Consider the following 14,109-nt stretch of genomic DNA (forward strand, 5'->3'; position numbering starts at 1 on the left):
CAATCCACCCAACCCTCAAACAAACCATGCACCACACCCAACCCCAACCCATCCCCCACCACACCACCACCAAAACCCAACACCACATCCCGCTCTACAGTGGACAGTTCCGCTGCCCCAGCCGAGTCGCGCATGTCCAGGTCCCCCTTAGTGTTCGCGTCCGCCAAGTCGCTCATCTCGTTCGCTCCCATGAGGCACTACCCGTGGCCCAACTCTCGACCGAGGTACCCACCGACCACCCTGAGATCGTCGTGACCGGGTACGGCTGCGAGCCGACTGGACGTACCGACATGCCGGGTCCGCCCGGTAGTACGCACCCAGGCACACCGGCCCGGGTCCGGCGAACCACCACTGTGGACATGGATCAGATCGGTGGCCAGCAAGCTGTCCGAGGTCGCGTCCTCCTGGGCCATCTCCGCCGCGACGAACACAGCGATCAACCGACGCATTGTCTCGTGGGTCGCGCATGCTGGGAGTTGCCCTTGCCGCTTATGGTTTCGGAGCGTTGCGGCGACGGCGGCATCGTCGTCGAGAGAGCCCACTACCGGCAGTCCGCAGGCCGTGGCGTAGCGCCCGGCAGGGCTCAGGTCCGCGCTCTGTTCCGCCTCGGGATGGACCGCGACCACGAGCCGGGGCGGGGTGCCGAGCCGTTCGAGCAAGACGGCCAAGGCAACCGCCACCCGTGCTCCCACTCCCCAACCACACAAGGTCACCGGCTGCTGGCCTAGGTCGTGTTTCAGATGTCCCGGTCGATGAGAGCCGGGATCGGGGCGGTTCCTGGCGTCGCCGGCGGGACGCCGCGAATACTGGTTGTCTTTGGGCGTTCCGCCGGTGGCGTCAGGGACCGCATCCGGCCCGGCTATCGCGATCGGGACATCTGAAACACGGCCTAGCTCGGACACACAGGCCGCGGCCATGTCAGCGATCGTCCTCAGCGGCTGCTCTTCCGGCGTACGACCCACCGCTTCCATCGCCAGGATCGTGGATTCGCCGCTGAACTCGTCGGCCAGCCGCTGGTACCTGGCGGCGCTTCCGGTCAGGTCCGGCAGAACCACGATCGGGCTCGCGCCGGGATGGCCTTTGCGCAGCCGCAACAGGTGGCCGGCGGCAGCGCACGCCATCCGTGGTTCGGCCGCGCACAGGTCCTCGATCGTCGGGCTCGTGAACACCTGAGCCATGCTCAACTCCACCCCAGGTAGCCGATTGACGTTCCGGACCAGCCGGGCGACGGCGAGCGAGGTACCTCCCAACGCGAAGAAGTCGTCGTGGACCCCTATCCGTTCACGTTCCAGCACGTCCTCCCAGCAGGCCCGCATGCGCAGTTCGGCCGCGTCCCTCGGTCCGACCGATGGCCCTCGCTCGCGCATCGCCCGCGGGTCCGGAAGTGCGCGACGGTCGACCTTCCCGGTAGCGGTGAAAGGCAGCTCGGCCAGTCGTACGTAGCGGTTCGGAACCATCGCTGAAGGCAGACGTTCAGCCAATTGCCGGCGAAGCTCCGACCCGTCCGCGCTTCCCACGACGTAACCGACCAGGTCGCCGTTACGCAGCGTCGCCGCCGCTGCCTGGACACCCGGGCAACGCCGCAAGGCCGCTTCACACGCCTCAAGATCCACCCGCATGCCGCGCACCTTCACCTGGTGGTCCGTGCGGCCCTGGTGCAGCAGCGCCCCAGAGGTCGACACGCGGACGAGGTCGCCAGTGCGGAACATCCGGGACCCTGGCGGACCAAACGGATTGGGGACGTACGACGAGGCCGTCAGCGCCGGGCTCGTGTAGCCACGGTTCAAGCCAGGGCCAGCGAGGTGCAGTTCGCCCGGCGCACCAGGTGGTACGGGCATGCCGTGGACGTCGAGCACGTACCCCTGTGCGGTGGCGATGGTTCGTCCGATGGGGATCACGCCGCGAGCTATGTCGGCGTCGCTGACCTCGTGGTACGTGGATGTCATGGTGCACTCGGTGGCCCCGCACTGGTTCACGATCCGTGCGTTGGGCGCCCACCCGCGCACCCGCAGTGCGAGGTCCGCGTCCAGCTTCTCGCCACTCACCAGGATCAGTCGCAGGCGCGGAGCGGTCCCTTCAGCCGTATCGACCACCTGCGCGAGCATCGACGGGACGATCGCCAGAATCGCCGTCACCCCAGTGTCCTGAACCGCGGCCGAGACCTCGAACGGGTCACGTGCGTTCTCGTCGGACAGCAGCCTGACCTGTGCCCCTGTTGCCAGCGGGCACAGCAGGTCGCGGATGGAGGCGTCGAAGGTCAGTGGCGCGATCTGCAGCACGACGTCCGCCGCGGACAGCCCGATCACGTCCCGGAGGTAGGCCCGGTAGTGCTGGATGCCGCGGTGGGTGGTGGCGATGACCTTGGGCCGGCCGGTGGAGCCGGATGTCCGGTAGTAGGCGAACAGGTTGTCGGGAGCAATGTCGACCGAAGGTGGGTCCCGATCGGTGTCGTCCGTCGGGCGGCTCACCGGTGGGTCCGCGGGGTCCAGCACGATGTCGAGCCTGGGCAGGCCCGCGAACGCGTCGCGAAGGTCCACCGGCAACGGTACGAAAACACCGCCGCACTTCAGGATGCCCAGGACCATGGCGACCGTGGCAGTCCGTCGTTTGCCGACGACACCCACGGGCACTTCCGGACCCACGCCACGATCCCCTAGCCAGCGGGCGACTTCGTCGGACCATTGGTGCAGCAATCGGTAGTCCAGCCGCTCGTCCCCCAGCGAAACCGCACAGGCATCGGGCTGACGGACGGCTGTGTCTCGCCACGCGGCCGTGATGGCCTGCGATGAGGGCACTGGATTGGGCGCAGGCGGCTGTGGCGCGCGACCAAGCGACATCACCGGCATCCCCTGGTTTCCCACGCAGTCCGCCAGCAAACACTGGAATTCACGGACGAGCCGGTCGGCTGTCTCGTCCTCGTAGAGTTCCGTGTCGTACTCCACCGTCCAGGACCATCTGCCGCCCCGATCCGCGACCACGAAGGCGAGATCCGTCCGGAGCACACCGGCCGGCAACTCCACCTGCTCCACCACGCAGCCTGGAAAGCCCATCTGGGCGGGCTCGTGGGCTTGGTAGGAGACCTGCACGAGCGTCGGCCGGGTCAGGTCCCGCGGCGGACTTACTCTCTCGATGAGTGCCCCGAGTGGCGGTCGTGTCTTCCACCCCGGCATCCGAACGGCACGGGCGCAGCGCACGACCAACTGCTCGAAGGTCGGCGACCCGCTCAGGTCCAGGGCGATGGGCAGCGGTTCATGGACAGCACCAAGCGGCTGCGCGTGGTCCCGTCCAGCATCGCTTGGTGTTACGCCGACAACGACGCTGTCGGTCCGACAGTAGCGCCCGAGCAGAACCGCGACCACGGCAAGACCGACCATTTCGGTCCCTACCCTGAGCAAAGATGCCGACTCCCGCACCTGGTGCGTCAGTTTGTCATCAATATCGAAGCGTCGAACACCCTTCACGCCGGACCGGACCGCGGGCGCTGAGCGGTCGTACGGCAATTCCGTGGGCTGGCGCAGAACTGGTTCGTTACCAACGTCCCAGAACTGGGTCGACCTCTCCCGGAGAACGTGTTCCCTGAAATCAGAAATGATTGGGGAAAGTGGTCGACCAGCGTACGAGTCCGACAGATCCCGCCAGAAGATGTCCCAGGAGAACCTGTCCATTATTGCCTCGTCGAACACGAGGGCGAAAATATGGACGTCAGATCTCACCTTGATGAGAACAGCGCGCCACGGACCGCGGTCCGATTCATCGTCCAGTGGCGTCCCCGCCTGCGACCTGACAATCGAAAGAGCCGTTTCCAGAGCGGCATCCGAATCTTGGTCGGAAAGGTCGACGAAACCCGGCGTCGGTTTCCCGTCAAACACCTGCGCCGGAGTCTCAGCGGTTCCAGTGTACCTCGAACGTAACGCCTGATGCCGTTCGGCGACACTCGACAACGCCCCACGCAGCGCCGGCCAGTGCAGCTCGCCCGTGACCCGGAGAACTCGGACGAAAAGCCCAGGGCCACGCTCGGGAAAGATCCTCCGGAGACAATGCGCACGTTCTTGCGCATGACTGAGCGGCGTCGGGGAGTCGTCCGTGCGCCCGTCGGCGGCCCGACCGAGGGCATTTTCCTGGACGTGAACCACATTGCCCCCAATTTTCGCGACTCGCCACCATGCGGACACCCGACCCGACGGCGGCCGGTCTACCGAGCTTGCGGGCCCTGCATCTGTTCCCGCAGGGACCTGGGCCGCATATCTGTCCAGACCTGGTCGATATGGGCCAGGCAGTCCGCCCGCACGCCGCGGAAGCCCGTCGCGGACCATCCCTCCGGAATATCGGGCCCGACGAGCCAGATCGAGTACTGGTCCTCGTCGTTCTTCACGACGTCGTACATCACGTCCGATTCATTGTCGTCAGCCACGACTTCTCCCGCCACACGCCTCGGCTACTGAACACCCGCCTCAGAGTGGACCGGCTGGAATGCGGATGTCAACCCGCCGCCCGTTCGCCGTACAGCAACTTCAATTTCGCTTGAGGCGCGCTACGCTGACGGCCGAATGGAGCCGCTTCGCTGTGGCGCCAAGCGAACTATGTTACGCCTCCGGGGCGTTCACGAATTCCGGTTACTCCTCGAAGTCGGGCACATCGCGAGATTGGGAGGATCCATGAGCCGCTCCGTCGCTCGTCGAGTTCTGCCGTGGCCACTGGAGATCAACTCCGATCGGCTCCTTCGGCGCATCCGAGAACTCGGGCTCATCGGGCGTAACTCAGCGACGGGCGGCATTACCCGAACGGGGTTCAGCGCGACCGACCGCGAGGGCCGTGACTACCTGATCAACGAGGCTCGCGTGGCTGGGCTCGTTTCGCGCGTCGACGCCGCGGGCAACATCCTCATCGGCATGGCCGACGGACAAGGCCAGCGACCAACACTCGTGATGGGTTCCCACATCGACACCGTCGTGAACGGTGGGCGGCTGGACGGCGCTTACGGAGTGCTGGCCGCACTGGAGGTACTCCAGGTATGCGCCGAATCCGATTTCCACGGATCCTGTGAACTGATGGCTGTCGCATTCGCCAACGAAGAGGGTGCGCTGTTTCCTCAGCCGTTCTTCGGTTCCATGGTGGTTTCCGGCCGGCTCGCGGACCTGCCCGCCGAACCTCAGGACCACCACGGCCACTCGTTGCGCGAGCCGCTGAAGCAGGTCGGCGGTGATCTCGCCACCCTGGACGGCGCGGTCTGGCCGGCCGGCTCGGTGGCCGCCTACCTGGAACTGCACATCGAACAAGGCCCCGTCCTGGAGCACGGCGGACACCAGATCGGGGTCGTGGACGCCATCACCGGCCGCTGCATACTGACCGTGGAGATCCATGGCACTGCTGCCCACGCCGGAACGACTCCGATGGACGCGCGTCACGATGCCGTCACCGCCGCCTGTCGGGTGGTCCTTGCCGTGGAGTCCCTCTCGCGCGATCGGCAGGTCTGCCGGGTCAGCACGGTAGGGCGAATAGACGTCCACCCGAACTCGCCCAACACCATCGCCGGCGTCGTCCGGCTCACCGCGGACTTGCGGGACACCGATTCGAAGCGCCTGAGCGAAGCGGAAACCGCCATCCGCGACACAATGGCATCGCTGGCCGAGCAGACCGGCACCGAGATCACCGTCGTGTCCCGGGTCCGCTCCGCACCGGTCTCCACCTCGGCCGAGCTGCGTACGTCCATCAGGCAGAGCGCAGCAGAGCTCGGCTTCGACCACATCACCTTGCCAAGCGGGGCCGGCCACGATGCCCAGATGGTCGCCGGTGTCGCACCGATCGCGATGATCTTCGTTCCCAGTCGGGCCGGCGTCAGTCATTGCCCGGAAGAGGAGACCGACGCCGACCACCTTATGGCTGGCGCTCAAGTTCTGCTGCGAACCGCGATACACATCGCCGAACTCCACGAAACCCGCTGACCCTTGTCCGGAATCCGGCACGATCTACCGGGCGGAAACGGGCCACGTGTTTGACTGTTACCTTTACACACTCGAACGTCACCTGACCCGCTTCTGGAACTCCGTGGATTGATTGACCTCTCGGCGTGATTGTTCGATATGTACGTTATGGTCGCATTGACGCTCTTCGAGTTCCTTGGCAAACTCGTGCAGCAGGTCCGCATTACGTCGCGCGAGGTCCACGACAAGATCGACACAATGACTGGGAACACTGCCGACCACCTGGTTCCACTCCACCGGCCCGGGCGGATACGCACCCAACCATCGCAGCAGCAGCCGCCCCGCAGCGTTAAACCGCAACGACGGGTCCGTCCGCACCACCCGCAAAGCCGCCTCCAACGTTTTCGCGGACGGTTTCGGCCGCTCGTGGCCTTGGTTCCTGGGACGCGCCAACGATGAGTCGTTCACTGCACCGCGGGGTCGATTCGGCACCGGATGCTGACCAGACGCCAGCCGATTACGCACGTCCATCGCCGTAGACGGCGCGATCCCGGCGGCTTCCGCGATCTCCCGAAGCGACGCGTTCGGCCGTTCCCGCAACAGGCGGCTGGCCGTTAGCCTGCCTTCCAGACTGCTCACCGGCCGTTTCCGGCCGTCCAGCCCACGTCGCACACCAGGATCCGACCCCAGTTCGCCAGAGCGACGACGGACAGCACCCACCGTCTTGGGCGCCAAACCCACGCATGACGCAATCGCCCGATCAGACCACTCAGGATACAGCGTGACGATACGCGCAGCCGCCGCATTACGATCGGCAAGCGACAACGGCAGCCCATGAACAATATTGGTCTGAACAGCCAGAACAAACGCTTCCCGCTCGTCACCGTCGTACAGCCGCACGGCGACCTCAGTCTCACCATGAAGCACAGCAGCCTGTAGCCGATGCATTCCATCAATGACCCGCCCCGTCGAACGATGAACGATTATCGGCGGCAATTCATCCGGTGACTCCGCAAGCACACGAACGTGCGCATGATCCAACCCCGCAAGACGCGGCGAATCCGCCGGCAGCAGCGAATCGATGGACATTCGCGCCAACGGCATCATGTCGAAATCAGGCGCGACCATGATCCACGTCCCCCATCCTGCGCCGAACGCGACTTCACGAACCAGCACGAGCAGATACCAGCAGGCCCCTATCCCGCGACGCGGGACCGCACCAGGCCGAACCTCTTATGCTGGCCACCTATAGCGACAGCATGCCAAATGCATGCTACAGGCACAAACCTTTCGGCCTGGACTGAAGACTTGCCAACTATTCACGGCAACCTGTTCTATGGGTCGCAGTTTGATCGTGAACCGACCCCAGCCAGCGTTGGAGCGAGCGAACTTTGTTGACGTACGGCCAGCAACCGAAGGTGGTGGCCTCGTGACGGTATCGCCAGCCGAACCGTCCTCGGTCCGCTTCGCCGTGATCTCCACCCTGGCGCCCGACCGCCGCGCCACCACCAGCGCGGAGGCCGCACCGTCCTGGTTTCTCCGTCCGCCAGATCAGCCTGCGCGACCGGCGCCGCCACCAGTCCGGGTGGCACCGCCAGCACCACGCCCGCGCATCCGGGTCTGCGCAACCCCCAGGTCGTCATCGAACCCCCTTTCCTAGTCAACGGCCCCCGATTCGCAGACCCGACCGCAGGGCCGTCGGTCCCCGACTCACCTGGATCGCCAGGACCGAACAGCCACCCAGGGCGGAGAAGTTCTCGTCGGCGCCGATGTCGGCGACACCCAGCACATCGGCGAAGATCCCGCAGATCAGCGTTGCCGTGCGAGGCGTGTCCTCAGCCGGCGGCTGATTCATGAGACCCCCGCAAAGCCGCCATTCATCTCCTCCTGGTGTGCCCGGCAAGTGAAACATCTGGCGTTTGACCTGGGATGTCACCGGTTTGCGGGACGTGTCCGGCCAGCCGCCGCGCAGTCAGCATGATCCTGCTCGCGCGGCGTGACGCCCCGTGCCCCTTTGCCTTGTCGTGCGGCCGAACGAGTCCTGCCAGCAAACCCACCCACGAGGAGTCCGTCGAATGGGCGGTCCGGATCCCATCGCGATCATCGGCATCGCCCGTCGGTGTCCACGCCGGGCCCAACGTCAATCGGTACCGTTACGACTTCATCGAGAGACGCTGGGACATAGTCGATTCTGTCGGTTATCTCACCGTGGACATCGCCAGCGCGCCCGGCTACCTCTCCACCTTCGTCTCATACAAACTCGGCCTGCGTGGGCCGAGCATGACCGTGCTCACCGCCTGCTCCACGTCCCTGGTCGCGGTGCATGTGGCGTGCACGGCGATCCGAGCCGGAGACTGCGACATGGCGATCGCCGGCGGCGTGGACGTGGAGTTCCCGTTCCACTTGGGATACACGTATCTCGACATGGTCGTCGGCCACCTGGTGGCGTACCCGACGTCTACAGTGGACGGAAGGCCGGTGCCTGAAGCCACTCGGAGCGGGACCTGAAGCAGATCCTCATCAGCCTCCACCTCATCACCTGATCACCAGAACAGTCCGGAAACAGTCATCGGCAGGTACGGTGTCGGGCAAGGTAGCGGCCCGTACGATGCCCGCGGCGCCCCCGGCTGCCGGCCACGTTCGCTCTGTTCGCCGTGCCCGTCGCCACGGCCACGTTCGCCGACTGGGGCCCGCCGCGGCACCGGCCGCCCCGGCCAAGAACCGCTTCCGGAGAACTGGCCGAGGATGGCCGCCCTGGTCAGTTCCGCCTTGTTGCCGGCGTCGATCTTGGCCCGGATCCGTTTCACGTACGTGTCCACGGTGTGCCGGCTGATGCCCAGCTTGCGGGCGATCTGGCTGTGGGTCAGGCCGTGCGCGATCTGCGCCAGGACCTGTTCCTCCCGGGGGGACAACTCGGTCTGCGCGGGCGCGGACGTTCTGTCCGGCAAGGGTGGTTCGGGGGTGTCGCCGGTGAACCGGTTGCCGGACATGACCGACCGCACCGCCGTGATGAACACGTGGGTCTCACTGTTCCGGTCGACCAGGCCGAGCGCCCCTGCCTCCCCGTACGCCTTCACATTCGGGTACCGACCACTGGTGAGCACCAGGACGGGAGACAGCTTCGACGCCGCGGAGACGAACGCGACCGGGTCCTCGTCCACCACCGCCAGCGGGTCGATCATGAACACGTCGGCCAGCCAGGACGCCTGCTCCACCGACGACGTTCGGGTACCGACCACCTTGAAGCCGGCGTCCAGGAACACCCGCTGCACTCCCATCAGAAAAACCGGGCACTGATCCAACACGTCAACCCTGATCACGCCCAGACCCCTTTCACGCTCGCCCCGTGAGTTCGCCGAGAACCCGTTGCACGATGGCCAACCTGTCGCGCATACCCCAGTCGCAGCGCACAGAAGAACGCGAATAGACAGCGGCCACCTTTTTCATTCTGCCAGTAGCTCGCCGATAGTTCCGCCCGTTCTTGACACCCCGGCCGTAACTCTTTCACGGGACATGTCGGCATCGGGTGACCTTGGGTATGCCGCCATCAGAGGTAGCCGACGCGACCGGACACCCCAAGTGGACCAACCCTTGCCTGCGTCAACCCCCGATCGATCGTGACCGCCCGCGACGGACCCGACACAGGAGCCGACTTGACGCCAGCTTATATCACACCGTTCTGACATTACCCTGACTATGACGACCGGCGCCCGGTGAATCGTTTATCCAGTTCCCCGGAATAGCCAAAGACGAACGCGAAAGAGAAAATCAGGGACTCACCGCGATCGGTCGCCGGTCATACCGTGAACACACCGGCCACCCGGGTGCGGATGTCGGCGTTCACGCCTATGACACTCGCCGTGTCCGCCGGCAGCAGCCGCACGTAGACGCCGGAATACCCGTCCGGGACCAGGAACATACCCCAGGCGGCATTCCAGTGCTCCAGGCCGTCGGCCGCCACCCTCGGTTCGGTCCGAGGGGCGCCTCAACCGTGCCGGATCCGCACGCTGCCCGGCGGCCACTGGCTGCTCGCGCACGCACAGCGGGAGATCGCCGACGCGCTCCGCGAGGCCACTCAGTGACCCCGGAGCAGGTCCGTGCGGTCTTCGCCGGGTTCCGGCCGATCGACCTGGACACCAGCCTCTTCGAGGCCGGCTTCACGTCGAAGACGCTCGTGCAGGTGCTGGCCGAGCTTCGCGGTCTCGGCCTCGAACTGGACCTGATCGACCTGTACCGCCTCCCGACCGTCCGCGAGGCCGCCTCCCCCTCCCTCGAGACCCGCGGGTTACGACTGCCGTGGTCGTCGCGGTGAAGTCGCGATCGGGGAGTCCGGCGGTTAGGTGGACCTAGGTCCCTGGTGAACAGGCGATCCAACACCATCGCCGCAGGATGTGCGGTTTTCTACGGTTTCCCCATGATCGTTCCAGCCTTGATCTCCGCCGTGTTGTCCCTGGGAGTGGCCCAGCCCGTGATGTCGACCGCCGCGGTTTCGAGCCAGGCTGCCGCGCAGGAGGCGGCGCGTGTGTTCGACACCGAGTTGCCCGCCAGGTTGGCTGACTTCCATATTCCGGGCGCGGCTGTGGTTGTGGTCGCGGGTGGTAAGCAGGTGTTCGCGTCCGGCTACGGAGTGTCCAACACGGACACACAGGCGAAGGTTGATCCGGAACGGACCGGGTTTCTGATCAACTCGGTGGGTAAGTCGGTTGCCGCGACGGCCGCCATGCAACTCGTCGAGCAGGGCAAGCTCGACCTGAACGCCGACGTCAACACCTATCTCACCACGTTCAAGATCCCGGACACGTTTCCCGACAAGCCCATCACGCTGTACAATCTGCTCACCCACACTGCCGGGTTCGAGGACAAGGTGTACGGCACGTTCACCCCCAAGGCCGAGAAGCTGCCCAGTCTCGCCGATCATCTGGCTGAGGACATTCCGACCCGCGTGCACCCGCCGGGTGAGTACACCGTCTACTCCAACTACGGCTTCGCCCTCGTGGGTCGCCTGGTGGAGATCGCCTCCGGAGTGTCCTATGCGGACTATGTTCGTCAGCATGTGTTCGCGCCGTTGGGGATGACGCACAGCACAGTCGCCGAGCCAACTCCCACGCAGATCGACGCCACCCTGGCGACCGGCTATCGCTGGGATGGCGACAAACAGGTGGTGCCACCGGCGGACTATGGCCCGGAACCACCGGCGGGTGACGGAAACATCGCGACTCCCACGGACATGGGTCGCTACCTGCTTGGCCAGCTGAGCCCAGGCATTCTCCGCCAGGACACGTTGGAACGTATGCACGGCGCCGCGTTCCGCAACGATCCGCGACTGCCTGGGATGGGCTTGGGGTTCTCGGAGCGGTACGTCAACGGTCAGCGGCTGGTGACCAAGGGCGGTGACTCACAGGGATATTTCGCGGACATCGAGCTGCTGCCAGAGCAGGGTGTTGGGATCTTCGTGGCGTTCAACGGCGGCTCGATGTCCGGGGACGCCGCCGAGTTGGGCACCGAGCTGCTCCAGAAGTTCATGGACCGCTTCCACCCGGCGACACCCGCGCCGGCCCACACGTCGATCGGTGACGGCGCCACGTTCGCCGGCACGTACGGCGAGACGCGGCTCGACTTCGACAGCTTCACCAAGGTCCGTGCCCTCGCCACCGCGGTCGACGTCACCGCGGAACCGGACGGATCGCTGACCACCAACGGTCTGGGCAGCACCACCCGGCACTGGATTAAAACCGCGCCAGGGCTTTTCACCGAACAGGGCGGGGAAACACAGATCGCGTTCCGCGACATCGGAGACGGCAAGCACCTGCTGTTCACCGGAGACGACGCCGACGTGACCCTCGAGCAACTGTCCTGGTACGCGACATCGACAGTCCACGGCTGGGTGGCCGCGATCGCGTTGCTCTTGCTCCTGGCCGCGGCGTTCGGCTGGCCGATTGCCGCATTCGTGCGGCGCCACAAGGCGCGCCACCCGCGTGGTGCGAGGGTGGCGATAGTTCTGGCATGGGCCGCGGGGTCCGCAGTACTGCTGTTCACGGCCGGATTCGCCGTGCTGCTGTCGGATCTCAGCGGGTTCGGGGTGGCGCTGACCTCGGGCGGATCACCCGTGCTCACCGCGAGTCTGTTGCTGCTGGACGCCGGACTGGTGCTCGCGGGGGGATCCGTGGTGTGCGCCGGACTTGCGTGGCGGCATCGGTGGTGGCGGCCCTCGGGACGGATCATCTACACGGTCGTGACTCTCGCCGTGGTCGCGTTCCTGGCCGTGGCCTCGTACTACAACCTCGTCGGCCAACCCTATATCGCGTAATCACCTGGCACCGCGCGCTGCTGGCCGCTGACTTGGTATGGCCCCAAGGGACACTCGGGGCCATACCGTGTGGGGCCTACCGAGGTTGGCGGCCAGACCCGCCGCAGCCGGACGACGGGCAGGGTGGCCGGACCATCGGGTTGCCGTCAACGGCCGGACGCTGTCGGCCGACGAAGGCGGCTGCGGCGGTCGGGCCGAGCACCGCGACATCCAGGGCACAGGAGTACAGCCACTCCGGCGCGACCGAGGCGCTCAGGCAGGTCTGGCTCGCCCGCTGCCACGTCGGGTAGTCGAGACTGTCGATGAAGAACGGCGCCGCAGGAATGCCGGACGCCACCGGGTTGCAGGGTTGGAGCATAGACGCGATGGGAGCGACCCGCCAGCTTGGGGCGAACTTGTTGTAGAGGTCGTTGAACGACGGCGGGACGAGGAATGTGCGGCCGTCCTTGGCTTCGAGGACATTGGGGTCGTTGTCGGGGTTCCCCAGCAGACCGCGTACCGTCGTCGGCCAGGTCGCGAGGCCGATGTCCAGGTTGATGTGGCGCGGATTCGCGGTCAGGTTCGGGGCGGCCCGGAAGGTGTTGCCGGACTTGTCCTTGACGAAGTAGCTGTCGCCGACGCGCTGGATGTTCACCCCACTCGGTAGCGACAGCGACCCGCCGGGAGCAAGGGCGGTGGTGCGTCCGTCCACCACCAGGCGTGTCCCTTCGCAGACCGCCACCTGGGTGGTGCCCATTCTCGTGGCGACCGACTGGTTGACGGACGCCTTCGGCCAGCTCGGCGCCCCGGACACCTTGCGGGTTTGCACTTCGAACGCGCTGCCGACCTGTGCGTCGACGAAGTCACCCGTGGCCTGGAAATCGTAGAGCAGACCGGCGAAGGTGACCTGGTGGGTGTCACCGATGGTCGCGGCCGCGTTGCAGCCGTCCGTCAGCTGGTTGCGGTCACCGGGATTGTCAAGGTTGATCATCTTCTGGTGGAACAGGATGGCCGGCCCCGGCTGGATCCTGGGCGGTTTCGGGATCACGAAGTTGAGGTTGTTGCTCTCGGCGCTGAAGCCCGTCTCCGTGCACTTGGGTTCGGCCGTGCCGCCGTTGACGATGTCCGTGCGGACACGAAAATCCGCGCCCAGGTTGAATTCGGCTGTTGACCCCTCGCCATAGCCGAATACGTTGAACTCGGCCTGGGTCCACACTGGCGTGGCACCGAGGACGTCGGGGGTCGACGCCGCGTAACTTTGCGTCCCGTTCATGAAGATGGCGATGTTGCTCTCGATGTCGCCAATCAGCTTGTAGTTCGACATGGCCGGTCTCGTGAAAGGCATGTTCGGGACAGCCTTTGCCTTACCCTTCATGACGCAGTAGAGAAGACCGTTGATCGTGGTCCCGTCCCAGTGTAGATCCGGGTACCGGGAGTCTGGACACTTCGCTTGGGGATCAGCGCTGTATGCCCGCAGCCAGTATTCGACATAGACTTTTCCACTGGTGCCGTCGTTGGCGAAAACAAACTGCTGCCAGCCGCAGTTGTCCGATCCGACCGGACACAGCGGAGTCGCGAAGAAGTCGGTGTTGAGCTGGAGTGTGTACGCGTTGGCCACCACACCCTTGCCGGGAACGGGCGACTTCACGCTGACCGTGCCTGTGGTGTCGTTGGTGTCGAACGACCCGGTCGCCTGCGTGATGGGCTGCGCTCTGGGCATTTCCGCAACGACACCTTGGCCCGAGCCGATGTTCAGCGGAGCCGGGTCCGGAGGTTTCGGGGCCATCGGAGGTGACGGCGGGGCAACGCATTCGGTCTCCTGCCACGCCGTCGCAGGATAGTTCGCCGTAAAGCAGCCACCGGTCAAGGAATGCGCCGCTTTCGCGATCCTCGTTTGCCAGG

11 protein-coding genes are annotated in these 14,109 nt (G+C 65.6%); 4 read left to right on the plus strand and 7 right to left on the minus strand.

The genetic code is table 11. The annotated features are described in order from the left end of the window. Positions 1 to 197: 197 nt before the first annotated feature. Together EV192_RS35645 and EV192_RS35650 are read right to left on the minus strand one after the other, a co-directional pair. A complete protein-coding gene (locus EV192_RS35645) occupies positions 198 to 4,172 on the minus strand; it encodes a non-ribosomal peptide synthetase (protein WP_243727289.1) in 3,975 nt (1,324 codons plus the stop codon). 20 nt (positions 4,173 to 4,192) lie between these two features. After that, the gene (locus tag EV192_RS35650; RefSeq protein WP_341770943.1) at positions 4,193 to 4,411 is read right to left on the minus strand and encodes an MbtH family protein; all 219 of its coding nucleotides are present in this window, start codon (positions 4,409 to 4,411) and stop codon (positions 4,193 to 4,195) included. 244 nt (positions 4,412 to 4,655) lie between these two features. On the opposite strand from EV192_RS35650, the gene EV192_RS35655 reads away from it, so the two are divergent. Continuing rightward, a complete protein-coding gene (locus EV192_RS35655) occupies positions 4,656 to 5,942 on the plus strand; it encodes a M20 family metallo-hydrolase (RefSeq protein ID WP_165960803.1) in 1,287 nt (428 codons plus the stop codon). Between the two features lie 78 nt (positions 5,943 to 6,020). Here the strand turns inward: EV192_RS35655 and EV192_RS35660 are convergent, their stop codons facing one another. Together EV192_RS35660 and EV192_RS35665 are read right to left on the minus strand one after the other, a co-directional pair. Continuing rightward, positions 6,021 to 7,097: a ParB/RepB/Spo0J family partition protein gene (locus tag EV192_RS35660; protein ID WP_243727290.1), complete on the minus strand. Its 1,077-nt coding sequence runs from the start codon at positions 7,095 to 7,097 to the stop codon at positions 6,021 to 6,023. Between the two features lie 484 nt (positions 7,098 to 7,581). Beyond that, positions 7,582 to 7,776 carry a phosphopantetheine-binding protein gene (locus EV192_RS35665; RefSeq protein WP_132123041.1) on the minus strand — a complete coding sequence of 65 codons (195 nt, stop codon included), beginning with the start codon at positions 7,774 to 7,776 and terminating at the stop codon, positions 7,582 to 7,584. Between the two features lie 122 nt (positions 7,777 to 7,898). Here EV192_RS35665 and EV192_RS35670 point away from each other — a divergent pair, with 122 nt between their 5' ends. After that, entirely contained in the window at positions 7,899 to 8,429 is a 531-nt protein-coding gene (locus tag EV192_RS35670; RefSeq protein WP_243727291.1) for a beta-ketoacyl synthase N-terminal-like domain-containing protein, read from the plus strand. A 35-nt stretch (positions 8,430 to 8,464) separates the two neighbouring features. Here the strand turns inward: EV192_RS35670 and EV192_RS56290 are convergent, their stop codons facing one another. Both EV192_RS56290 and EV192_RS54280 read right to left on the minus strand, forming a co-directional pair. Continuing rightward, on the minus strand, positions 8,465 to 9,241 hold the full coding sequence (locus EV192_RS56290) for a response regulator transcription factor (RefSeq protein WP_132123043.1): 777 nt from the start codon (positions 9,239 to 9,241) through the stop codon (positions 8,465 to 8,467). A gap of 476 nt (positions 9,242 to 9,717) precedes the next feature. After that, complete coding sequence (locus tag EV192_RS54280) at positions 9,718 to 9,882, minus strand: hypothetical protein (RefSeq protein ID WP_165960804.1); 165 nt, start codon at positions 9,880 to 9,882, stop codon at positions 9,718 to 9,720. A 117-nt stretch (positions 9,883 to 9,999) separates the two neighbouring features. On the opposite strand from EV192_RS54280, the gene EV192_RS54285 reads away from it, so the two are divergent. Next, the gene (locus tag EV192_RS54285) at positions 10,000 to 10,233 is read left to right on the plus strand and encodes an acyl carrier protein (RefSeq protein WP_165960805.1); all 234 of its coding nucleotides are present in this window, start codon (positions 10,000 to 10,002) and stop codon (positions 10,231 to 10,233) included. Positions 10,234 to 10,335: 102 nt separating this feature from the next. After that, positions 10,336 to 12,228, plus strand: coding sequence for a serine hydrolase domain-containing protein (locus EV192_RS35685; protein WP_132123045.1), 1,893 nt, complete (start codon positions 10,336 to 10,338; stop codon positions 12,226 to 12,228). A gap of 76 nt (positions 12,229 to 12,304) precedes the next feature. On the opposite strand, the gene EV192_RS35690 is transcribed toward EV192_RS35685, so the two are convergent. Next, positions 12,305 to 13,927 (minus strand): hypothetical protein, encoded by a 1,623-nt coding sequence (locus EV192_RS35690; protein ID WP_132123046.1) that lies wholly within the window; start codon positions 13,925 to 13,927, stop codon positions 12,305 to 12,307. Positions 13,928 to 14,109 lie beyond the last annotated feature (182 nt).

Source organism: Actinocrispum wychmicini, from assembly GCF_004345645.1.
In the GTDB taxonomy this organism is placed as follows: domain Bacteria; phylum Actinomycetota; class Actinomycetes; order Mycobacteriales; family Pseudonocardiaceae; genus Kibdelosporangium; species Kibdelosporangium wychmicini.

What these genes read in the sequence shown, in the direction of transcription:
- EV192_RS35690 (WP_132123046.1), bottom strand. Translation starts at nt 13,927, where the DNA reads ATGCCCAGAGCGCAGCCCATCACGCAGGCGACCGGGTCGTTCGACACC.
- EV192_RS35670 (WP_243727291.1), top strand. Translation starts at nt 7,899, where the DNA reads ATGATCCTGCTCGCGCGGCGTGACGCCCCGTGCCCCTTTGCCTTGTCG.
- EV192_RS35655 (WP_165960803.1), top strand. Translation starts at nt 4,656, where the DNA reads ATGAGCCGCTCCGTCGCTCGTCGAGTTCTGCCGTGGCCACTGGAGATC.
- EV192_RS35665 (WP_132123041.1), bottom strand. Translation starts at nt 7,776, where the DNA reads ATGAATCAGCCGCCGGCTGAGGACACGCCTCGCACGGCAACGCTGATC.
- EV192_RS35685 (WP_132123045.1), top strand. Translation starts at nt 10,336, where the DNA reads ATGATCGTTCCAGCCTTGATCTCCGCCGTGTTGTCCCTGGGAGTGGCC.